This is a genomic window from Streptomyces sp. DH24, from assembly GCF_029813775.1.
Taxonomy (GTDB): domain Bacteria; phylum Actinomycetota; class Actinomycetes; order Streptomycetales; family Streptomycetaceae; genus Streptomyces.
This window is the reverse complement of the sequence record NZ_JARVKW010000049.1, coordinates 23,401-49,059: the sequence shown is the minus strand read 5'-3', so window position 1 is coordinate 49,059 and position 25,659 is coordinate 23,401. Positions and strand designations below refer to the sequence as shown.

Below are 25,659 nucleotides of genomic sequence, written 5' to 3'. Positions count from 1 at the left end.
GTGCTGCGGCGGACCGGGAGCGGTGGCATCGCCGTCACGGTGGTCGGCCAGGACGGCAACCCGGTCGCCACGGTCGACCGGCTCACCGTCAGGCCGGCCGACGACCGTCTGCCGACCGGTGTTCGGCGCGCGAACGACCTGTACCGGGTCGAGTGGACGCCCGTCGCCTCGTCCGGCACGTACGACGCCCCGTTCGCGCTCGTCGAGGACCGCGACGGGGGCATGGGCGAGACGCTGGGCGTTACCGCGTTCCCCGACCTGGACGGCGTCGGCGACGACGTGCCGGACGTCGTACTCGCCGTCGTCACCGGTGGCGGGACGGAGCCCGCCGACGTTGTCGGCGACCTGCACGCCGTGACGGGGCGCGTTCTGCGGCTCGTTCAGGCGTGGCTGGAGGACGGGCGGTTCACCGCGGCCCGGCTTGTTCTGCTGGTGCGGGACGACCTGCCGGAACCCGTGCTGGGCGCGGTACGGGGTCTGCTCCGCGCGGTGCACAACGAGTGTCCCGGCCGCGTCGGCCTGATCGCGTCGGCCGGTGAGCCCTTCGACCGGAACGCGGTCGTACGGGCCCTCGCGCTCGCCGACGAGCCGGAAGTGGCCGTCCAGGACGGTCGGTTGGTGGTGCCTCGTCTGGTCCGGGCCGCGCTGCCCGATGCCGCTTCCGACGTGTGGACGGGCATCGAATCGGTGCTGGTGACCGGCGGTACGGGTGGCCTGGGTGCACTGGTGGCCCGGCATCTCGTCCGCGCGCACGGAGTGCGGGAACTGCTGCTCGTCTCGCGTCGCGGAGCCCAGGCGCCCGGCGCCGGAGAACTCGTCGCGGACCTCGAAGCGCTGGGTGCCCGGGTCGACGTGGCCGCCTGCGACGTGGCGGACCGGCAGTCCCTGGCCACCGCCGTCGCCGGGCGGTCGATCCACGCCGTCGTCCACGCCGCGGGCGTCCTGGACGACGGGCTCGTGGGCGGTCTGACCGCCGAGCGCCTTGACGCCGTGCTCGCGCCGAAGGCCGACGCGGCATGGCATCTGCACGAACTGCTCCCCGACGTACGCGCCTTCGTGCTGTTCTCGTCGGCGGCCGGCACCTTCGGCGGCACCGGCCAAGCCAACTACGCCGCCGCAAACGCGTTTCTCGACGCCCTCGCGAGCCACCGGCACTCCCTCGGCCTGCCCGCCACCTCGCTCGTCTGGGGCCCCTGGGACCTCGACGGCACCGGCATGACCGGCGAACTCTCCGCCGCAGAGCAGGAACGCATGTCCCGCACCGGCTTCCCCGCCGTGACCGCGGAACAGGGCCTCGCTCTCTTCGACGCCGCCCTCACCACCGGACAGGACGTCGTCGCCCCGTTGCCCCTCGACCTGCGCGCCGTCCGCGCCCACGGCGAAGCTCCCGCCGTGCTGCGGGGCTTGGTGCGGTCGCGTCGTCGGGTGGTGGCGGCTGCGGGGAGCCTGGTGCAGCGGTTGGTGCCGTTGGATGTGGTGGAGCGGGGTGAGGTGCTGCTTGATCTGGTGCGGGGTCAGGTGGCGTTGGTGTTGGGGTATGAGGGTGTGTCGGGGGTGGATGCGTCTCGGTCGTTCCGGGATTTGGGTTTTGATTCGTTGCTCGCGGTTGAGTTGCGTAATGGGTTGCAGGCGGTGACGGGTCTGCGGCTTCCGGCGACGCTGGTTTTTGATTATCCGACGGTGGATCGGCTGGCGGAGTTTTTGCTGGGAGAGGTGCTGGGGGCCAACGCTGAGGCGGCGCCGCCGTCTGTCGCCGAGCGTCTGCCGTCCGTCGCGGATGATCCGGTCGTGATTGTCGGGATGGCGTGCCGTTTCCCGGGTGGGGTGGCTTCGCCCGAGGATTTGTGGCGGCTGGTGTCCGAAGGCGCCGATGCGGTGTCCGAGTTCCCGTCGGACCGTGGCTGGGATCTGGAGCGGCTGTATCACCCGGACCCGGATCACCCCGGAACGTCCTCCGCACGCGAAGGCGGATTCCTCACCGACGCCGGCGCATTCGATCCCGAGTTCTTCGGGATGAGTCCGCGTGAGGCGTTGGCGACGGATGCTCAGCAGCGGTTGCTGCTGGAGTCGTCGTGGGAGGCGATCGAGCGGGCCGGAATCGACCCGAGCTCGCTGCGCGGCAGCCAAACGGGTGTCTTCGCCGGCGTCATGTACAACGACTACGCCAATCTGCTCACTGGGCAGGAGTTCGAGGGCTTCCGGGGCAACGCCAGTTCACCCAGCGTCGCTTCGGGCCGCGTGGCCTACACGCTTGGCTTGGAGGGGCCGACGGTGTCGATTGACACGGCGTGTTCGTCGTCGTTGGTGGCGGTGCATTTGGCTGCGCAGGCGTTGAGGTCGGGGGAGTGCGGTCTGGCGTTGGCCGGTGGTGTGACGGTGATGTCGACGCCGACGACGTTTGTGGAGTTCTCTCGGCAGGGTGGGTTGGCGCCGGACGGCCGGTGCAAGGCGTTTTCGAATGCGGCTGATGGGGTGGGCTGGGCCGAGGGTGTCGGTGTTCTGGTGCTGGAGCGGCAGTCGGATGCGCTTCGGAACGGGCATCGGGTTCTTGCGGTGGTGCGTGGCAGTGCTGTGAACCAGGACGGGGCCTCCAATGGTCTTACCGCGCCCAACGGGCCCTCTCAGCAGCGGGTGATCCGGCAGGCTCTCGCCAGTGCCGGTTTGCGGGCCGCTGACGTGGACGTCGTGGAGGCGCACGGCACGGGTACGACCCTCGGGGACCCGATTGAGGCGCAGGCTCTCCTTGCGACGTACGGGCAGGACCGTGAGCGGCCTCTGTTGCTGGGGTCGGTGAAGTCGAATCTGGGGCATACGCAGGCCGCTGCCGGTGTGGCGGGTGTGATCAAGAGTGTGATGGCGATGCGGCACGGGGTGGTGCCGCCGAGTCTGCATGTCGATGCGCCGTCGTCGCACGTGGACTGGTCTGCCGGGGCTGTGGAGTTGGTGCGGGAGGAGACTCTCTGGCCGGAGACGGGCCGTAGCCGTCGGGTGGGTGTGTCGTCGTTCGGGCTGAGCGGGACGAACGCGCACGTGATCCTGGAAGCCGGTCCGGAGCCCGGTCCGGAGCCCGGGCCGGTCGACGAGCGGCCCGACGGGGTGCTTGTCCCGCTGGTGGTGTCGGCCCGTTCCGAGCAGGCCCTGGACGAGCAGATCGCGCGACTGCGTGCCTACGAGCCCACGGCGGACGTCGGCTACTCACTGGCCGTCGGCCGGACGCAGTTCACGCACCGCGCCGTTCTGGCCGGCTCCGCCGATGGTGTCGCGGAAGTCGCCCGGGGCGTCGTCAGCGAGGGTCTGTCGGCGTTCGTCTTCTCGGGGCAGGGCTCGCAGCGGCTCGGTATGGGCAGGGACTTGTACGAGCGCTTTCCCGTCTTCGCCGAGGCCTTGGACACCGTGCTCGCGGAGCTTGATCCCGCTCTGCTAGGGGTGATGTGGGGCGAGGACGAAGAGGCCCTGAACCGGACGGGGTTCGCGCAGCCCGCTCTCTTCGCCGTGGAGGTCGCCCTCTTCCGGCTCGTCACCTCTCTCGGCGTCACTGCGAAGTACCTGGCCGGGCATTCCGTCGGTGAGATCGCCGCCGCTCATGTGGCGGGTGTGTTGTCGCTGGCGGATGCGTGTGCGCTGGTGTCGGCTCGGGCTCGGCTGATGCAGGCGTTGCCCGAGGGCGGGTTGATGCTGGCCGTGGAGGCCGCAGAGGACGAAGTCACGCCGCTGGTGGGCGAGGGTGTGTCGATCGCGGCGATCAACGGGCCGTCGTCGTTGGTGTTGTCGGGGTCCGAAGAAGCCGTGCTGGCGGTGGTGGCCGGGTTGCCCGGCCGTCGTACGACGCGGCTGCGGGTCTCGCACGCCTTCCACTCGCCTCTGATGGACCCGATGCTGGAGGACTTCCGGGCCGCGCTGTCCGCGCTGGAGTTCCACGAGCCGCGCATCCCCGTCGTCTGCACGGGCGATCCGGGCGACCCCGAGTACTGGGTCCGCCACGTCCGGGAGACCGTCCGTTTCGCCGACGGCATCCGCACCCTCAGCGAGCGCGGCGTCACGCGTTTCCTCGAACTCGGCCCCGACGGCACCCTCACCGCCCTCATCGAGCAGTCCGCCCCCGGGGACAGCACGGTCGTTCCCGTCCTCCGCAAGAACCGGGACGAGGAGACCGCCGTTCTCACGGCGCTCGGCCGGCTGTTCGTGGCGGGCGTGTCCGTGGACTGGCCCGCGCTGTTCACCGGCAGCGGTGCGCGGCTGGTCGACGTACCTACGTATCCCTTCCAACGGCAGCGCTACTGGCCCGAGGTCCAGGCGACGGCCCGCGCGGCGGACCCCGCCGACGCCGAGTTCTGGGACGCGGTGGACCGTACCGACCTGGACGGCCTGGCGGGTCGGCTCGGCCTCGACACCGGGGTGCTGAGCGACGTCGTCCCCGCGCTGTCGGCATGGCGGAGTCGGCGGCGGGCGCGTTCCGTCGTGGACGCCCGGCGCTTCCGTGAGACGTGGCGGTCGCTCGGTGATCCGGTCTCGGCTGAGCGGTCCGGCGGTGTCTGGCTGGCCGTCGTGCCCGAAGGACGGGCTGACGAGCCGTGGGTGCGGTCCGTGTGCGACGGGCTCGGCGCCGCGACGCTCCTGGTGGAGGTCGGTCCGGGTGACGACCGGGAGGCAATGGGCCCACAACTGCTGCGCGCCACAGAGCAGTTGTCGGAAGGAGTGGCGCCGGCCGGTGTTGTCTCGCTGCTCGCGGCGGACACGCAGGTCACGGCCTCCGGGGTGCCGGTTGCCGTCACCGCAACGACCGCCCTGGTGCAGGCCATGGAGGACGTGCGGCTCGACACGCGTCTGTGGGTGGTGACGTGCGGTGCCGTGGCCGTACCGGGGTCCGGGGAGCGCGTCGAGCCCGCTGCCGCCGCCGTCTGGGGGCTCGGGCGGGTCGCCGCACTGGAGTACCCGGAGCGGTGGGGCGGCCTGCTCGACCTGCCCGCGGAACTGGACGGGCAGGCCCTGCGGCGGTTCCTCGTCGGACTGACGCGCGCCGACGGCGAGGACCAGATCGCCGTGCGGTCCGACGGGACGTACGGCCGGCGCATCGTCGCCGCGCCCGCCCCCGCCCCGACACCCGCTGCCCCTTGGCAACCGTCCGGCACCGTCCTCGTCACCGGCGGCACCGGCGCCCTGGGTGCCCACGTCGCCCGGTGGCTGGCCGCACGCGGGGCCCAGCACCTGCTGCTGGTCGGCCGACGCGGCCCCGACGCGCCCGGCGCTGCCGAGCTCAAGGACGAACTCACCGCGCTCGGTGCCCGCGTGACCCTCGCCGCGTGTGACGCCGCCGACCGGGACCGGCTCGCCGGACTGCTCGCCGCGCTCGACGCCGGGCAGCCGCTGACCGCCGTCGTGCACACCGCCGGTGTGCTGGACGACGGGACGCTGCACAGCCTGACGGCGGACCGCTTCGAGAACGTCTTCCGCGCCAAGGTCGCCGCCGCGGACGCGCTGGACGAGCTGACGCGCGGCCACGACCTCGACGCCTTCGTGCTGTTCTCCTCCCTCGCCGGTTCCGTCGGCAACCCGGGACAGGCCAACTACGCTGCGGCCAACGCCGCGTTGGACGCCATCGCCCGCCGTCGCCGGGCCGCCGGACTGCCCGCCACGTCCGTCGCCTGGGGCGCCTGGAGCGGCGCCGGCATGGCCGCCGACGGGCGGCTCGGACGGCATGCCGCGGGAACGGCGCTGGAGCCGCACCTCGCCCTCGAGGCGATGGCCGAACTGGTCGGCGAGGGCGTGGCGGACACGGTCGTCGCCGACCTGGCCGCGCCCGAGCTGCTGGAGAACATGTTCGCGCTGCGGCACACCGCGTCCCTCACCGCGCTGCCCGGCGCCCGGCAGATCGCCACCGCCGCGCAGCAGGCACGGCGGGAACGCGCCGGCGCGGCGGCCGAATTGCGCGACCGGCTGGCCGCCGCCCGCGAGGCCGACCGGCTGCCGCTCCTGCTCGACGTGGTCCGCACCCACGCCGCCGCCGTGCTCGGTCACCCCGGCCCCGACGCCGTCAAGCCCGAACGTGCCTTCCAGGAGGCCGGGTTCGACTCGCTCATGGCAGTCGAGCTGCGCAAACGGCTCACCGTGGCCTGCGGGCTCACTCTGCCCGCGACCATGGTGTTCGACCACCCGACACCGGTCGCCCTCGCGCGGCACCTGCTCGGCGAACTTCTCGCCGACGCGGGCGCCGGGGCCACCGAGGCCGTCGTCGCCGACGTGTCCGAGGAGCCCATCGCCGTCATCGGCATGAGCTGCCGCTTCCCCGGCGGCGCCGACTCCCCGGAGGCGTTCTGGGAGCTGATCGCCTCGGGCACGGACGCCATCGGGGAGTTCCCCGGCAACCGCGGCTGGGACGTCGCCGGCCTGTACGACGCCGACCCCGACCGCAGCGGCACGACATACTCGACGCAGGGCGGATTCCTGGAGCGGGCCGGGGAGTTCGACCCCGTCTTCTTCGGGATCTCGCCGCGCGAGGCGCTGGTGATGGACCCGCAGCAGCGGCTGCTGCTGGAGACCGCCTGGGAGGCGATCGAGCGCGCCGGCATCGACCCGGCCGCGCTGCGCGCCAGCCGCACCGGCGCGTTCGTCGGCTCCAGCTACCAGGACTACGGGCGTGGCGCGGGCGAGGGCAGCGAGGGCCACATGGTCACCGGCTCCAGCCCGAGCGTGCTGTCCGGGCGGCTGTCGTACGTCCTCGGCCTGGAAGGACCCGCCGTCACCGTCGACACCGCCTGCTCGTCCTCGCTCGTCGCGCTGCACCTGGCCTGCCAGTCGCTGCGCAACGGGGAGAGCACGCTGGCGCTGGCCGGCGGTGCGACCGTGATGACGACGCCGGACTCGTTCGTGGCGTTCAGCCGGCAGCGGGCGCTGGCCGCCGACGGCCGGTGCAAGGCGTTCGGGGACGGCGCCGACGGCATGACCCTCGGCGAGGGCGTCGGGCTGCTGCTCGTGGAACGCCTCTCCGACGCCCGCCGCAACGGGCACCCCGTCCTCGCCGTCATCCGGGGCTCCGCCGTCAACCAGGACGGCGCCTCCAACGGCCTCACCGCGCCCAACGGCCCCGCGCAGCAGCGCGTCATCCGGCAGGCCCTCGCCAACGCCCGCGCCGTGCCGGACGACATCGACGCCGTCGAGGCCCACGGCACCGGCACCGCGCTCGGCGACCCCATCGAGGCTCAGGCGCTGGTGGCGACGTACGGGCGCGACCGTGACCCGGAGCGGCCGGTGTGGCTCGGGTCGGTGAAGTCCAACATCGGGCACGCCCAGTCCGCCGCCGGTGTCGCCGGGGTCATGAAAATGGTGCTGGCGCTGCGTCACGGCGTGCTGCCGCCGACGCTGCACGCCGAGACGCCGTCCCGGCACATCGACTGGACGTCGGGCGCACTGCGGCTGCTGGCCGAGGAACGGCCCTGGACCACGAACGGACGGCCGCGCCGCTGCGCCGTCTCCTCGTTCGGCATCAGCGGCACCAACGCGCACGCCGTCCTGGAGGAGGCACCCGCCGAGGCCCCTGTCGCGGCGCCCGTGCGGGACGTGGGACCCGCCGAGGCCGCAGCCGCGACGCCCGTTCGGGACGTGGGGGCCACCGAACTGCCGGCCGCGGCACCGGCGCCGGAAGGGGCACCGGCCGAGACACCAGCCGAGTCGCCCGCCGAGGCACCCGTGCGGGAAGCGGCGCCCGTCGGGCGGCAGGTCCCGGGCGTCGCCACGGCCGCCGTCCCGGTGTCCGGCGCGCTGCCGTGGGTGCTGTCCGCCCGTGGCCGGGCCGCCCTGCGCGACCAGGCCGCCGCGCTCGCCCCGCACCCCACGGCCACCGGCGCCGACCCCGCCGACGTCGGATTCGCCCTCGTCACCACCCGCTCCCTGTTCGAGCACCGCGCGGTCGCCCTCGGTGCCGACAGCGCCGAACTCATCGCCGCGCTCCACGCGTTCGCCGGGCAGGAACCGGGCGCCCGCGTCGTGCACGGCGAGGCGGACGTCGACGGGCGGACCGTGTTCGTGTTCCCCGGCCAGGGCACCCAGTGGGCCGGCATGGGCGCCCGGCTCCTGGACTGCTCCCCGGTGTTCGCCGAACGCGTCACCGCGTGCGCCGCCGCCCTCGCCCCCTTCGTCGACTGGTCGCTCACCGCCGTACTCCGCGAGGAACCCGGCGCGCCCGGCCTCGACCGGGTCGACGTCGTGCAGCCGGTGACCTGGGCCGTGATGGTGTCCCTGGCCGCCGTGTGGGAGGCGTACGGCGTGCGGCCCGACGCCGTCGTCGGCCACTCCCAGGGCGAGATCGCCGCCGCCGTCGTCGCGGGCGCGCTGTCCGTCGAGGACGGCGCACGGGTCGTCGCCCTGCGCAGCCAGGCCATCGGCCGCACCCTCGCCGGGCGTGGCGGCATGATGTCCGTGCCGCTGCCCGCCGAGGAGGCCGCCGCCCGGCTGGAGGCGTGGGACGGCAGGCTGTCCGTCGCTGCCGTCAACGGGCCCGGCACCGTCGTCGTCTGCGGCGACCCCGAGGCACTGGACGCCCTCCACGGCGAACTCACCGCCGAGGGAGTGCGCGCCCGGAAGATCCCCGTGGACTACGCCTCGCACTCCGTCCACGTGGAGGACCTGCGCGACGAACTCCTCGACGTCCTCGCCCCCCTCACCCCGCGCGAGCCCCGCGTCCCCATGCTGTCCACGGTGACCGGCGCATGGCTGGGCGACCCCGCCCGCACCGGCGGCACGGACGCCGACTACTGGTACCGCAACCTGCGGCAGACCGTCCGCTTCGGGCCCGCCGTCGACGATCTGCTGGCCGCGCAGCACCGGGTGTTCATCGAGGTCAGTGCCCACCCCGTGCTCACCATGGGCATCCAGGCCGCGATCGACGGGGCCGGGGTTGCCGCGTTCGCAGGCGGCACCCTGCGGCGCGGTCAGGACGACGCGCGGCGCGTACTGACGTCCGCGGCCGAGGCGTTCGTACGGGGTGTACGGGTGGACTGGACGGCGGCGCTCGGCGGGAGCGACGCGCCACGGCCCCGAGTCGACCTGCCGACCTACCGCTTCCAGCACCAGCAGCTGTGGGTGCCGCCGGTGACACCGGGCGCCGGGAGCGGCGCGGGCGAGGCGGACGACGCGGCGTTCTGGAGCGCCGTCGAGGAAGCGGACCTGACCGGCCTCGCCCGGGACCTGGACGTCGCCGAGGACGCGCTGGCCGCCGTACTGCCGGGGCTGACCGCGTGGCGGCGGCGCCGCAGCGAGCAGTCGACGCTGGACGACTGGCGGTACAAGGTCCGCTGGGTGCCGCTGTCCGGGCCGCCCGCCGCCACCGCCACGGGCCGCTGGCTCGTCCTCACGGCCGACGGCGTGGACGACGCCGACGTGATCGCCGCGCTCGGCGCGCACGGCGCCGCCGCCGAGCGGCTGCTCCTGGACCCCACGCACCTCGACCGCGCGGCGCTGGCCGCGTTGCTCACGCAAGCGGGCGTCCCGTCGGGCGCCACGTCGGGCGCCACGGCGAGTGCCACGGCGAGTGCCACATCGGGCGTCCCGTCGGGCGTTACGGCTGGCGTCACGTCGGGCGAAGACGGCACCGAGCCGTCCGTGGCCGTCGCCGCGCCGCCCGTCGCCGTCACCAGCTCCGCGCCGCCGGTCGCCGGCATGGAGCCGCCGGTCGCCAACCCCGCGCCGTCGGTCGTCGACCCCGCGCCGCCCGTCGTCGGTGTCGTGTCCCTCCTGGCCGGCGCCGAGCAGGACTGCCCCGGGCACCCGGGCGCGGCCCTCGGCACCGCCCTGAACGTCGTCCTCGTCCAGGCCCTCGCCGACCTCGGCGCCGACCGGCCGCTGTGGTTCCTCACCCGGGGTGCCGTGGCGACCGGACGCGCCGACCGGGTCACCCGGCCCACGCAGGCGCAGTCGCTCGGCATCGGCTGGACCGCGGCCCTGGAACACCCCCGCTTCTGGGGCGGCGCCGTCGATCTGCCCGACACCCTGGACGAACGGGCCGCCCGGCGCCTGTCCGGCCTCCTCGCGGGCGGCGACCACACCGCCGAGGACCAGCTCGCGCTGCGCCCCTCCGGCGTCTTCGCCCGCCGCGTCGTCCGCGACCGCACCGGTGACCGGCCGGCGAGCGGTACGTGGACGCCGCGCGGCACCGTCCTCGTCACCGGCGGCACCGGCACCCTCGGCCCCCACGTCGCCCGCTGGCTCGCGGCACAGGGCGCGCGGCGCGTCGTCCTGGTCAGCAGGCGCGGCCCGGACGCGCCCGGCGCGGCCGGACTCGTCGCGGAACTCGGCGAGTCCGGCACCGAGGTCACCGTCGCCGCCTGCGACATCACCGACCGGGCCGCGCTCGGCGGCCTCCTCGACGGGCTGCGCGCCGCCGGGCACGAACTGCGCACCGTCATCCACGCCGCCGCCGTCATCGAACTGCACACTCTCGCCGCCACCGACCTGGCCGCCATCTCCCGCGTCCTGCACGCCAAGGTCGAGGGCGCCAGGAACCTCGACGCGCTCCTCGGCGACGCCGAGCTCGACGCGTTCGTGCTGTTCTCGTCCGTGGCCGGACTGTGGGGCAGCGGACAGCACGCCGCCTACGTCGCAGGCAACGCCCACCTCGGCGCGCTCGCCGCCGAACGCCGTGCCCGGGGCCTGGCCGCCACCTCCGTGCACTGGGGCATCTGGGCCAACGAACTCGGCGTCGGCCGCGTCGCCCCCGACCACGTGCGCCGCACCGGCCTCGTCTTCATGAACGCCGACCTGGCTCTCGCCGGGATGCGGCGCGCCCTGGACGACGGCGAGTCGGTGATCGCCGTCGCCGACGTCGACTGGGACCGCTACTACCCGGTGTTCGGCTCGGTCCGCGAAACCCGCCTGTTCGACGAGATCCCCGAGATCCGGCGGGCGGCCCGGGCCGACGAGAGCAAGTCGCGGGACGGCGCCGGGGAGTTCGCGACCCGGCTGGCCGCACTGCCGGCCGCCGAGCGGGACCGGCTGCTCCTCGACACCGTGCGCGGACAGGCCGCCGCCGTCCTCGGCCTCGCCGGACCCGACGACCTGTCCGAGCGGCGCGCCTTCCGCGACGCCGGCTTCGACTCGCTGACCGCCGTCGACCTGCGCAACCGGCTCGCCCAGGCCACCGGGCTCACCCTGCCCGCCACGCTGGTGTTCGACCACCCGACCCCGGCCGCGCTCGCCGCACACCTGCGCGGCAGGCTCGGTGACCGCCGCGCCCTGCCATCCGGACCCGCCGCGCCCGTCGCCGTCGGCCTCGACGAACCGGTCGCCGTCATCGGCATGGCCTGCCGCTACCCCGGCGGAGTCGACTCGCCCGAGGCCCTGTGGGACCTCGTCATGGCCGGCACGGACGCCATCACCGGCTTCCCCGCCGACCGCGGGTGGCCCCTGGACTCCCTCTACGACCCCGACCCGGACACCCCCGGCCGCACCTACGCCGTCCAGGGCGGCTTCCTGGACGACGCCGCCGGCTTCGACCCGCGGTTCTTCGGCATCTCGCCGCGCGAGGCACTCGCCATGGACCCGCAGCAGCGGCTGCTGCTGGAAACCTCCTGGGAGGCGTTCGAACGGGCCGGCATCGTGCCCGAGCGGATCCGGGGCAGCCGCACCGGCGCGTTCATCGGCGCCAGCTACCACGACTACCCGGTGGCGGGCGGCGACGGCGCCGACGGACACGCCGTGACCGGCTCCCTCACCAGCGTCCTGTCCGGCCGCGTCTCCTACCTGCTCGGCCTGGAGGGCCCGGCCGTCACCCTGGACACCGCCTGCTCCTCCTCCCTGACCGCCCTCCACCTCGCCTGCCAGTCGCTGCGCAACGGCGAGAGCGACCTGGCGCTCGCCGGCGGCGTCAGCCTCATGGCCACGCCCAACACCTTCATCGGCTTCAGCGGCCAGCGCGCCCTCGCCCCCGACGGCCGCTGCAAGGCGTACGGCGACGGCGCCGACGGCATGGCGCTCGCCGAAGGCGTCGGCATCGTCCTGGTGGAACGGCTCTCCGACGCCGTACGCAACGGGCATCCGGTCCTCGCGGTCGTGCGCGGCTCCGCCGTCAACCAGGACGGCGCGTCCAACGGCCTCACCGCGCCCAACGGTCCCGCACAGCAGCGCGTCATCCGGCAGGCCCTCGCCGGCGCCCGCCTGGAACCCGGTGACGTGGACGCCGTGGAGGGCCACGGCACCGGCACCGCGCTCGGCGACCCGATCGAGGCGCAGGCCCTCCTCGCCACGTACGGGCAGGACCGGGAGCGGCCGCTGCTGCTGGGCTCGGTGAAGTCCAACATCGGTCACACGCAGGCCGCTTCGGGTGTCGCCGGGGTCATCAAGACGGTGCTGGCACTGCGGCACGGCATCCTCCCGCCCACCCTGCACGCCGAGCGGCCGTCGCGGCACGTGGACTGGTCGGTGGGTGAGGTGCGGCTGCTCGCCGAGGCCGTTCCGTGGCCCGAGACGGGCCGGCCCCGGCGGGCCGCCGTGTCGTCGTTCGGGATCAGCGGGACCAACGTGCACACGGTGCTGGAACAGGCGCCTGAGACGTACGGGACGCCGGTACCCGCAGAGCTTTCGAAGCCGTCCGAGCCGTCCGAGCGCCGCGGTCCGTCCCAGCCGTCCGAGCCCCGCGATCCCTCCGAGCCCCGCGAGCCGTCCGAGCAGTCGGAGCAGACGGAGGCAGTCGGGCCCTCCGCCGGGGCCGAGCCGCCCGGGACCGTGGGTTCGCACGGCGCGGCACCGGGGCAGCCGGGGCCGGGCCGGCCCGTCGGGCCGCTGCCCGTGCTGGTTTCCGCCCGTGGTGACGACGCCCTGCGGGCCCAGGCCGCCCGCCTGCTGGACTTCGCCGAGGACCGGCCCGAGCTGCCCGTGGCGCACCTCGCCGGCGCCCTCGCCCTGCACCGCTCCGCCTTCGAGCGGCGCGCCGCCGTCGTCGCGCACGACCGGGACGAGCTCCTGCGCGGGCTGCGTGCCGTCCGGGACGGGCAGCCCGACCCGGCGGTGGTCCGCCCGTCGGCGCCCGGCGCCGGCCGGGGCAGGCAGGCGTTCCTCTTCACGGGGCAGGGCGGCCAGCGCCCCGGCACGGGACGTGAACTGTACGACCGTTTCCCGGTGTTCGCCGACGCGCTGGACGCCGTCCTCGCGCATCTCGACACCGGGCTGGACGTCCCGCTGCGCGAGGTGATGTTCGCGCCCGAGGGCAGCCCCGAGGCGGCCCTGCTGGACCGCACCGGCTACACCCAGCCCGCTCTGTTCGCCCTCGAAGTGGCCCTGTTCCGGCTGGTCGAGTCGTGGGGGATCACCCCGGATCACGTAGCCGGACACTCCGTCGGCGAGATCGCCGCCGCGCATGCCGCGGGCATCCTCAGCCTGCCCGACGCCTGCGCCCTGGTGTCCGCCCGGGCCCGCCTCATGGCGGAACTGCCCGAGGGCGGCGCGATGGTGTCCGTGGCGGCCGGCGAGGACGAAGTCACGCCGCTGCTCGGCGAGCGGGTGTCCGTGGCCGCCGTCAACGGCCCGGCGTCACTCGTGATCGCGGGCGACGACGACGCCGTCGAGGCCGTCGCCGCCACCCTCGCCGGACGCGGTCACCGCACGCGCCGGCTGCGCGTCAGCCACGCCTTCCACTCGCCCCGCATGGACGCCATGCTGGACGCCTTCGCCGAGGCCGTGGCCGGAATCCGGACCCACCGGGCCGCGCTGCCCCTGGTGTCCACGCTCACCGGCGACGTCGTCACCGGCGAACAGCTCGCCGACCCCGCGCACTGGGTGCGGCACGTCCGGGACACGGTCCGGTTCGCCGATGCCGTCGGCACCCTCACCGGGCGCGGCGTGCGGACCTTCGTCGAGATCGGACCCGACGCCGTGCTCAGCGGCATGACCCGCGCGATCCTCGACTCCGCACCGGGCGGCGACGCGGCGCCGGCGGCCGTACTGCCGCTGCTGCGCCGCGACCGGGACGAGGTCACGCACCTCACCACCGCCCTCGCGGGCGTCCACGTGCACGGCGCGGCCGTCGACTGGGCCGCCTTCCTCGCCGCCGTCGGCGTCCAGGACCGTCACGTCGACCTGCCCACCTACGCGTTCCAGCGGCAGCGGTACTGGCCGTCGGCACCGGACACCGGGGCTCACCGGGCCGCCGACCCCGCCGACGCCGCGTTCTGGGCCGCCGTCGAGCGGCAGGACGGCGCGGCCCTGGCCGCGCAGCTCGGTCTCGACCCGGACACGGCCGACGCGCTCGCGCCCGCCCTGTCCGCCTGGCGCCGGCGCCGCCACGACCGCGCCCGGCTCGACGCCCTGCGCCACCGGGTCGTCTGGCGGCCCGTCGCCTCTCCCGCCGCCCCGGGCACGCTCGGCGGACGCCGACTGGTCCTGCTGCCCGCCGAGGCCGACGGGGACGCGTGGGCGGAGGCGGTCGTCGCCGCCCTCGGCACCGACGTGGAGCGTGTCACCGTCACCGGCGACCGCGAGGAGACCGCCGAGCGGCTCCGGGCGGCGGGGGGCGGCTTCACGGGTGTGCTGTCGCTGCTCGCGCTCGCCGGTGAGGGCGCCGCCGCGCTCACCGCCACCGCCTTCCAGGCGCTCGGGGACGCGGAGGTCGACGCCCCGCTGTGGTGCCTCACCCGGGGCGCCGTCTCCGTGCTCGGTGAGACGGAGCCGGTCGACCCCGAGCAGGCCGCCGTGTGGGGCCTCGGCCGGGTCGTCGCCCTCGAACACCCCGGCCGGTGGGGCGGCTTGGCCGACCTGCCCGCCCGGGTCGACGCCCAGGTGACGCGCAGGCTGCGCGCCGTCCTGGCGGGCGACGAGACCGAGACCGCCGTACGCGACTCCGGCGTGTACGTCCGCAGGCTCGTCCCCAGCCCCCGAGAGGCGGCGGGGGAGGCCCGCCCGCACGGGCTCGCCGACCCGCACGGCACCGTCCTCGTCACCGGCGGCACCGGCGCCCTCGGTGCCCACGCGGCCCGCCGCCTCGCCCGCGAAGGCGTCGGCCACCTGCTGCTGCTCAGCCGCCGCGGGCCCGACGCGCCCGGCGCGGACGAGCTGCGCCGCGAACTCACCGGGCTCGGCGCCCGGGTGACCGTCGCCGCCTGCGACGCCGCCGACCGGGACGCGCTCGCCGCCGTGCTGGCCGCGCTGCCCGCCGACGCGCCGCTGACCGCCGTCCTGCACACGGCCGGCGTCGTCGAGGACCGCGTCGTCGACGCCCTCACCCCCGACGCCTTCACCGCCGTCCTGCGCGCCAAGGCGACCGCGGCCCGCAACCTGGACGAACTCACCCGGGACCTGCCGCTGACCGCGTTCGTGCTGTACTCCTCCACCGCCGGCGTGATCGGCGCCGCCGGGCAGGGCAACTACGCGGCCGCCAACGCCTGGCTGGACGCCTTCGCCGCCCGGCGCCGCGCCGAGGGCCGGCCCGCGACCGCTCTCGCCTGGGGCCCCTGGGCGGGCAGCGGCATGGCCGGCGGCGAGGACATCGACCGACGGCTGCGCCGCGCCGGGTTCACCCCGCTCGACCCCGAACTCGCCGTGGACGCCCTGCTGGACGCCGTCGCCCACGACGACACCGCCGTCACCGTCGCCGACGTCGACCGGCAGCGGCTCGCCGGTCTGCAGCCCGGCTCCGCCGCGTTCCTCGGGGAATTGGCCACCGCCCCGACCACGCGGGAAAGCGCACAGCCCGCCGCCGCCGACGACCTGCGGGCCCGGCTTTCCGCACTGCCCGCCGCCGAACGCGGCCGGTACCTGCTGAACCTGCTGCTCACGCAGGTCGCGGCCGTCCTCGGGCACAGCGACCGGCGGACCGTCGAGGCCGACCGGACCTTCCGCGACCTCGGCTTCGACTCCCTGACCACGCTCGAACTGCGCAACGGCATCTCCGCCGCCACCGGCCTCACCCTGCCCGCGTCCCTCGTCTACGACCACCCGACCCCGCAGGACCTGGCCGCCTTCCTGCTCACCCGACTCTTCGGCGAGACGGGCGGCGAGCCCGCTCCCCAGGCCCCGGCGGCCCGGCGGGCGGGCGCGGAGACGGCTGACGACCCGATCGCGGTCGTCGGCATCGGCTGCCGCTTCCCCGGCGGCGTCACCGGCCCCGACGACCTGTGGCGGCTCCTCGCCGACGGGCGGGACGCCGTCGGACCGTTCCCGGCCGATCGCGGCTGGGACCTGGCGAGCCTCACCGCCACGGGCGGCGGCGGATTCCTCGACGCAGTCGCCGACTTCGACGCCGACTTCTTCGGCATCAGCCCCCGCGAGGCCCTCGCCATGGACCCGCAGCAGCGGCTCCTGCTGGAGACCTCGTGGGAGGCACTCGAACGCGCCGGCATCGACCCGAGCGCCCTGCGCGGCAGCCCCACCGGCGTCTTCGTCGGCACCAACGGCCAGGACTACGCCACCGTGCTGCGGCGCGGCACCGAGGACGTCCAGGGCTACGCCGCCACCGGCAACACCGCCGGCGTCCTGTCCGGCCGCCTCTCCTACGTCCTCGGCCTGGAGGGCCCCGCCGTCACCGTCGACACCGCCTGCTCGGCCTCGCTCGTCGCCCTGCACTGGGCCACGCGTGCGCTGCGCGACGGGGACTGCGAACTCGCCCTCGCCAGCGGCGTCTCGGTGATGTCGGCACCGGACGCGTTCGTGGAGTTCGGCGCGCAGGGCGGGCTCGCCGCCGACGGCCGCTGCAAGGCGTTCTCCGCCGACGCCGACGGCACGTCCTGGTCCGAGGGCGTCGGCGTCCTGGTCCTCGAACGGCTCTCCGACGCCCGCCGCAACGGCCACCCCGTGCACGGGCTGATCCGCGGCTCCGCGATCAACCAGGACGGCGCGTCCAACGGCCTCACCGCCCCCAACGGCCCCGCCCAGCAGCGCGTCATCCGCCACGCCCTCGCCGACGCCGGACTCACGCCCGCCGACGTCCACGCCGTCGAGGCGCACGGCACCGGCACGCGGCTCGGCGACCCGATCGAGGCGGAGGCCCTGCTCGCCGCCTACGGCCGGGACCGCGAACGGCCGCTGCTGCTCGGCACGGTGAAGTCCAACCTCGGGCACACGCAGGCCGCCGCCGGTGTCGCCGGCGTCATCAAGATGCTCCTGGCCATGCGGCACGGAGTCCTGCCGCGCACCCTCCACGCCGAGGAACCCTCCCCGCACATCGGCTGGACGGCCGGCGGCCTCGCGCTGCTGACCGAGCCCGCCGACTGGCCCACGGCGGCGGGACCGTACCGGGCCGGAGTGTCGGCGTTCGGCATGAGCGGCACCAACGCGCACGTCATCGTGGAACAGGCCCCCGAGACAGCCGGGGCGCCCGAGCCGGCGACGGACGGCGCGGCCCCGCCTACCGAAGAACCCGCACCGCACTCGGTGCCCTGGCCCTGGATCGTCTCCGCCCGCACGGCCGCCGCCCTCGACGCCCAGGTGGACCGGCTGCTCGCCCACACCGCGAACCGTCCCGACCTGCCCGCGCCCGACGTGGCCCGCACCCTCGCCACCGCCCGCGCCGCCTTCCCGCACCGCGCGGTACTGCTCGCCACGCCGGACGGCGTCACGGAGGTGGCACGCGGCCGGGCACGCGGCACACGCGGCCCGCTCGCCGTGATCTTCTCCGGCCAGGGCAGCCAGCGCCTCGGCACGGGCCGTGAACTGTACGGCCGCTTCCCGGTGTTCGCGGACGCCCTGGACGCCGTGCTGGCGCGGCTCGACGTCGGACTCGGCCGCTCCCTGCGCGCGGTGATGTGGGGCGAGGACGCCACCGCCCTCGACCGCACCGGCAACGCGCAGCCCGCCCTGTTCGCCGTCGAGGTGGCCCTGTTCCGGCTGCTGGAGTCGTGGGGGATCACCCCCGAATACGTCGTCGGCCACTCGGTCGGCGAGATCGCCGCCGCCCATGTCGCGGGCGTGCTCGGCCTCGACGACGCGTGCGCCCTGGTGGCCGCGCGGGCCCGGCTGATGGACGCCCTGCCCGCCGGCGGCGCCATGGCCGCCGTACGGGCCACCGAGGACGAGGTGCGGCCGCTGCTCGCCGACGGTGTCGCCGTGGCCGCCGTCAACGCGCCCGACGCGGTGGTCCTGTCCGGCGAGGAGACCGCCCTGGACGCCACGCTGGCCCGGCTCGACGCCGCACGCGTCACCCGCCTGCGCGTCAGCCACGCCTTCCACTCGCCGCTCATGGACCCGATGCTCGACGCCTTCCGGGCGGCCATCGCCGGACTGGACTTCCGCCCGCCGGCCCTCACGGTCGTCTCCGACCTCACCGGTCGGCCCGCCACCGACGCCGAACTGCGCACCCCGGACTACTGGGTGCGGCACGTCCGCGAGACCGTGCGGTTCGCCGACGGCATCGCCGCCCTGCGGGACGCCGGGGTCAGCACTTTCCTGGAGATCGGCCCGGACGCGGTCCTCTCCGGAGCCGTACGGGCCTGCCTCGCCGACGACGGGACGGACGCGGCCGTGGTGCCACTGCTGCGCCGGGACCGGGACGAGCAGACCGCCGCGCTCACCGCGCTGGCCCGGTTCCACACCGACGGAGTCCCCCTCGACTGGGCCGGCTTCTTCACCGGAACCGGCGCCCACGTCGTCGACCTGCCGACGTACGCCTTCCAACGCCGCCGGTACTGGCCCGAGGCCGCGCCCGTGACGGCCACCGACCCTCTGGAGGCCGAGTTCTGGCAGGCCGTCGAGGCGGCCGACCCGGAGGCGCTCGCCGCGGCGCTCGGCACCGACCTGGGCACCGAGGCGACGGCCGCGCTGGCCGCCTGGCGACGCCGGCACCGCGCCCGTGCCGCCGCCGACGACCGGCTGTACCGCGCGGAGTGGGTGCCCGTGCCCCTGCCCGACGCGCCCGCTCCCGGGCGCTGGCTGCTGCTGGCCACCGCCGGGGACGAGGCGTGGGCCGAGGCGGTGGCCGCCGCGCTGGGCACGGAACGCCTGCTGAGTACGGGCGTTGCGGGCTTCGACGTGGATGCCGTCGCGGGCGCCGCCGCCGGTGGCGAGGTGACCGGTGTGCTGGCCCTGCCCGGCGCGGTGCGTGCCCACGGGCCGGGCGGGCTGCTGGACGCGCTGGAGCGAGGCGGTGTGACGGCGCGGCTGTGGTGCGTGACCCGCCTCGGTGTGTCGGCCGGGTCCGGCGATCCGGCGCCGGACGCCGAGTCGGCCGCGGTCTGGGGCGCCGGACGGGTCGCCGCCGTGGAAGCGGCGGACAGGTGGGGCGGGCTGCTCGACCTGGCGGACACCCCCGACGAACGGCTGGGCCGGCTGCTCGCCCTCGCGGCGCGCGGCGGACACACCCGCGAAGGCGAACTCGCCCTGCGCGACGGGGGAGCCCTGGCCCGCCGGATCGTCCGCGCACGGCCCGCCCCGGACGCCGTCGGCTGGTCGCCGCGCGGCACCGTACTGGTCGTCGGCACGGGCCCGATGGGCGTCGCGGTCGCGCGCCGGGCGGCCGTCGGCGGCGCCGAGCACGTCGTACTGGTCGGTCGCGCGCCCGCGCCGGACACCGCGGACCGGGTCCTCGCCGGGGTGCCCGGCACCGCCTGCCCGGTCACCGTCCAGGCCTGCGACACCGCCGACCGCGCCGAACTCGCGGACCTCCTCGCGGCACTGGACGGGGACACGCTGACAGCCGTCGTCCACGCGGAGGAGGCCGCCGGAGAGGCGGCCGAGGGCTCGACGGGGGACTGCGCAGGGGATCGCTCACGGGCGTCCGGCGGGGAGTCCCCGGCGGAGGCCGCCGCGGTATCCGCCGGGGAACCCGCGCGGGCGACTGTCCGGGAGCCGAGGGAGGCCGGTGTCGAGGTGTCCGCGGGGGAAGCCGCGCGGGCCACTGTCCGGGAATCGGCGGAGGCCGCCGCGGTACCCGCCGGGGAACCCGCACGGGCCACTGTCCGGGAGTCGGCGGAGGCCGGTGTCGAGGTGTCTGCGGGGGAAGCCGCGCGGGCGACTGTCCGGGAGCCGGGGGAGGCCGGTGTCGAGGTGTCCGCCGGGGTGACCACCACCGCGGAACGCGTCGGCCTTCCCGCCGGGCGGGCCGCGGCGCTTGGCGGCGGGGAATCCGGCACGGGCCTCGCCGGGGATTCCACCCGGGCCCGGCGCGGGCACGTGCCGACCGGGGTCCGCCATCTCGACGAACTCCTCGCCGACCGGCCGCTGGACGCGTTCGTGCTGTTCGGGTCCGTCGCCGCCACCTGGGGTGCGCGGGGCCGTGCGGCCGAGGCCGCCGCGGGGGCCGCCGTGGCGGCCGTCGCCGAGCGGCGCCGGGCGCGCGGACTGGCGGCCGTGGCGGTCGCCTGGGGCGCCTGGGCCGACACGGTCGAGCCGTCCCTCGCCGGACACCTGCGACTGAGCGGCATGCCCGCCCTCGACACGGAGGCCGCGCTGGCGGCACTCGACCGTGCCGTCGGCCTCGGCCTGCCCTCGGTGACGGCGGTCGACGTGGACTGGGCGGCCCTTATGCCCGCGCACACCGCGGGCGGCGCCTCCGCCGCGCTGTTCACCGCGCTGCCCGAGGCCCGCGACGCCCTCACCTTGGCCGAGGACGGCCCCGGTGACGATCCGGCCGCCGGACTGCGGACGGAACTGCTCGCGCTGCCCGGCACCGAACGGGCCGGCGTGCTGCTCACCCTCGTCCGCGAGAAGAGTGCCCTCGTCCTCGGTCACGGCACGAGCGGTGCCGGAATCGACGCCGTCGAGGCCGACCGGCCCTTCCGCGACCTCGGCTTCGACTCGCTGGCCGCCGTCGACCTGCGCGACCAGCTGTCCCGCGCCACCGGACTCGCGGTCCCCGCCACCGCCGTCTTCGACCACCCGACGCCCGAGGCGCTCGCCCGGCACCTCCTGGCCGAACTCCTCCCGGGCGACCAGGGCGGCGAGCTCGCTGCGGTCGCTTCCCCGGCGGCCGTCGGCGACGTCGCCGACGACGACCCGATCGTCGTCGTCGGCATGAGCTGCCGCTACCCCGGCGGCGTGCGCACCCCCGAGGACCTGTGGGACCTCGTCGTCGCCGGCGCCGACGCGACCGGGGACATGCCGCTCGACCGGGGCTGGGACTTCGACCGGCTGATGTCCGGCGGCCCCGGCGGCAGCGTCACCCGGCGCGGCGGATTCCTGGACGACGCCGCCGACTTCGACCCCGGCTTCTTCGGCATCTCGCCCAACGAGGCCCTGGTGATGGACCCGCAGCAGCGTCTCGTCCTGGAGGCGTCCTGGGAGGCCCTGGAGCGGGCGGGCATCGACCCGACCGGTCTGCGCGGCACGGACGCCGGTGTGTTCGTCGGCGGCACCAGCGGCGACTACCGGCTGCCGGACGACCTCGGCCGCTGGGAGACCGCCCAGTCCGGCGCCCTGCTGTCCGGCCGCGTCGCCTACACCCTCGGCCTCCAGGGGCCGACCGTCTCCGTCGACACCGCCTGCTCCTCCTCGCTGGTGGCCCTGCACCTCGCCGTGCAGGCGCTGCGGGCGGGGGAGTGCGCGGTGGCGCTGGCCGGCGGTGTGACCGTGATGGCGACGCCGGTCGGGTTCGTCGAGTTCACCGCCCAGGGCGCGCTGTCCGCCGACGGCCGCTGCAAGGCGTTCTCCGCCGACGCCGACGGCACCGGCTGGGCCGAGGGCGTCGGCATGCTCGTCGTGGAACGGCTGTCCGAGGCCGTACGCCACGGGCACCCGGTGCTGGCCGTCGTGCGGGGCACCGCGATCAACCAGGACGGCGCCTCCAACGGCCTGACCGCGCCCAACGGCCCGGCCCAGCAGCGCGTCATCCGCCGCGCCCTCGCGAGCGCGGGCCTCGCCCCGGCCGAGGTCGACGCCGTCGAGGCGCACGGCACCGGCACGAGCCTCGGCGACCCGATCGAGGCGCAGGCCCTGCTCGCCGCCTACGGCCGGGACCGCGAACGGCCGCTGCTGCTCGGGTCGGTGAAGTCCAACATCGGCCACAGCCAGGCCGCGTCCGGCGTCGCCGGCGTGATCAAGACGATCCTGGCGATGCGGCACGGCCTCCTCCCGAGGACCCTGCACGCCGACACCCCGTCGCCGCACGTCGACTGGGCCTCCGGCGCCGTACGCCTGCTCACCGAGGCGACCGACTGGCCGGAGACCGGACGGCCGCGCCGCGCGGGCGTGTCCTCCTTCGGCGCGAGCGGCACCAACGCGCACGTCGTCCTCGAACAGGCCCCCGCCGGCACCCCCGAGCCGGAACGGCGGCCCGACCTGCGCCACCCGCTGCCCGTCGTGCTGTCCGCCCGCACGCCCGCCGCCCTGCGCGACCAGGCCCGCCGCCTCCTGGACCGGGTCACCGCAGAACCCGGCACGGGCGTCGCGGACCTGGCCTACTCGCTCGCCACCGGGCGCGCCCTGTTCGAGCACCGGGCCGCCCTGACCGTCACGGGCCGGGACGAGCTCACCGCGGGCCTCGCGGCCGTCGCCGACGGGGAGGACACCGGCCCCGACGTGCTGCGCGCGGACGCGCCGCGCCCCGGCCGGACCGCGTTCCTCTTCCCCGGCCAGGGCAGCCAGCGGCTCGGCATGGGCCGCGAACTGTACGAGGCCTTCCCGGTGTTCGCCGCCGCGCTGGACGAGGTGCTGGGGCACTTCGACCCCGCCGTACGCGCGGTGATGTGGGGCGAGGACGCCGCCGCCCTCGACCGCACGGGCAGCGCGCAGCCGGCGCTGTTCGCCGTCGAGGTGGCCCTGTTCCGGCTGCTGGAGTCGTGGGGCATCACCCCGGACTACGTCATCGGCCACTCGGTCGGCGAGATCGCCGCCGCCCATGCCGCGGGGGTGCTGTCGCTCGCCGACGCCTGCCGGCTCGTCGCCGCCCGCGCCCGGCTCATGGAGCGGCTGCCCGAAGGGGGCGCGATGCTCGCCGTGCGGGCGACCGAGGACGAGGTGCGTCCACTGCTCGGCGACCGGGTGTCCCTGGCCGCCGTCAACGGCCCCGACGCCGTCGTCGTCTCCGGCGACGAGAGCGAAGTCCTGCGTGTCGGCGCCCACTTCGCCGGCCCGGGCCGCCGTACGCACCGGCTGCGGGTGAGCCACGCGTTCCACTCGCCGCTGATGGAACCGATGCTGGAGGAGTTACGGCGGGCGCTGACCGGCCTGACCGGACGCGCGCCCGTCGTCCCGGTCGTCTCGAACGTGACCGGCACGCTCGCCGGGGACGAACTCGGCACGGCCGACTACTGGGTGCGGCACGTCCGGGAGGCCGTCCGCTTCTCCGACGGCGTACGTACTCTGACGGACCGTCAGGTGTCGGTGCTGGTGGAGGTCGGCCCGGGCGGCGTGCTGCTCGGCATGGCGTCCGCCGGGCACGCGGCCGACGCCCTCGCCGTACCGCTGCTGCACCGGGACCGGACCGAGCCCGACGCGCTGGGCCGGGCCGTGGCGCGGCTGCGGCTGGCCGGACTCGGCGTGGACTGGGAGGCGTACTTCGCCGGCAGCGGGGCGCGGCGCGTGGACCTGCCGACGTACCCGTTCCAGAACGAGCGGTTCTGGCCCGACCTGCCCGCCACTGCCACCGCACGTGTGCGTGACCCCCTGGCGGGGCTCGCCGACGAGGACCTCACCGCGCTGGGCGCCCGGCTCGACGTGGACGACGACGCCCTGGCCAAGGTGCTGCCCGCGCTGGCCGACTGGCGCAGGCGGCGCGACACCGAGGCGGAGCTGGACAGTTGGCGCCACCGCGTCGTCTGGCAGCCGCTGTCCGGCGCCCCGGCCCGCCGCCCCGCCGGGACCTGGCTCGCGGTCCTCCCGGAGTCCGGCGCGGACGAGGCGTGGACGGACGCGGTGCTGGGCGCGCTCGGCCCGGACGTGGTGCGGCTGCGGACCGGCACGTACGAGCGTGCCGGACTCGCCCGGCGGCTCAGGGAGACCGGCGGGTCCTTCGCCGGGGTGCTGTCGCTGCTCGCGCTCGACGAGGCCGTGACCGGCGACGGGGTGCCCGTGGGCACCGCGGCGACGGCCGTACTGCTCCAGGCGCTCGGCGACGCGGGTCTCGCCGCGCCGGTGTGGTGCGTCACCCGGGGCGCCGTGTCGGTGGGCGCGGCGGACGCCGTCACGGCGCCGCTCCAGGCCGCCGCCTGGGGGCTGGGGCGGGTGGCCGCGCTGGAGTACCCCGACAGGTGGGGCGGTGTGGTCGACCTGCCCGCCGGCGCGCCGGCCGCCCGTGACCTGGCCGCGCTCGCCGGGGTGCTCGCCTGGCCCGACGGGGAGGGTCACGTGGCCGTCCGCGCGGGCACCGTCTTCGGCCGACGCATCGTCCCGGCGCCCGCGGACCCGGCGCCGACCGGTGCGCCGGGCGAGGCCCCCGCCACGTGGCAACCCACCGGCACCACCCTCCTCACCGGCGGCACCGGGGCGCTCGCCGCCCATGTCGCCCGCCGGCTCGCCCGCGCCGGGGCACCCCACCTCGTACTCGCCGGGCGGCGCGGCCCCGACGCACCGGGCGCCGTCGCCCTGCGCGACGAACTCGCCGCGCTCGGCACCCGGGTCACCCTGGCGGCCTGCGACGTCGCCGACCGCGAGCAGCTGAGCGCGCTGCTCGCCGCGATCCCGGCGGACCTGCCGCTGACCGCCGTCGTGCACACCGCCGGGGTCGTGGACGACGGCATCCTGGACCGGCTCACCCCCGAGCGGTTCGGGCCGGTGTTCCGCGCCAAGGCCGCCTCCGCGCTGCTGCTGGACGAGCTGACGCGGGACGCGGACCTGGAGGTGTTCGCGCTGTTCTCCTCCGCGACCGCCGTCGTCGGCAACCCCGGCCAGGCCAACTACGCCGCCGCCAACGCCGTACTGGACGCCCTTGCCGAACGGCGCGGGGCCGAAGGACTGGCCGCGACCTCCATCGCGTGGGGCGTGTGGGGCGGCGGGGGCATGGCCGGGGCGGCAGCCGCCGAGGCCGCCGCGCGGCGGGCCGGCGTCGCGCCGATGGACCCCGGTCGGGCCGCCGAGATGCTGTGCCGCCTCGTGACCGAAGCCCCGCCGACCGCGCTGGTCGCGAAGGTGACGGAGGGCGCGTTCGACCGCGCGGCGGCCGGCGGCGGGCCGACCAGGCTCCCCGCCGACGGCGCCCCGCAGCCGGACGGCTCGCTGCGCGCCCGGCTGACCAGGCTGCCCGCCGCCCGCCGCACGGAGGCCGTGCTCGACGTCGTACGGGCCCGCACCGCGGAGGTGCTCGGCTACCGGGACGCGGACGCCGTCGGCGCCGAACGCCTCTTCCGGGACCTGGGCGTGGACTCGCTGGGCGCCGTCGAGCTGCGCAACCGGCTCACCGCCGCCACCGGCCTGGCCCTCGCCGCCACGCTCGTCTTCGACCACCCGACCCCGCTGGCCCTCGCCGAACACCTCACGCGGCGGCTCGCGCCCGAGGCACCCGCCCCGGCGCACGACGGCCCGGAGGACGCCCGGATCCGGTCGGTCCTCGCCGCGCTGCCGGTGGCCAGGCTCCGCGAGGCGGGCCTCCTCGACGGCCTCCTCGCCCTCGCCGGGGACGCCCCACCCGCGCCCACCGCGCCCGAGGACGCCGAACCCGCCGCCGACATCGACGCGATGGCCCTGGACGACCTCGTCCGCGCCGCCCTCAAGGGCCACGGCCCCGACACCGCCGACGGCCCCGGACCCGACGACTTCGACGACACCGCCGACGACACGGACGACGACGCGGACGGCGTCGACGTCTCCGCCCAGTGA

1 protein-coding gene is annotated in these 25,659 nt (G+C 76.1%); it reads left to right on the top strand.

Annotated elements, in window-relative coordinates; translation table 11 throughout:
• Window positions 1–25,659: a type I polyketide synthase gene (locus QC282_RS28160; protein WP_279552396.1), complete on the top strand. Its 25,659-nt coding sequence runs from the start codon at window positions 1–3 to the stop codon at window positions 25,657–25,659.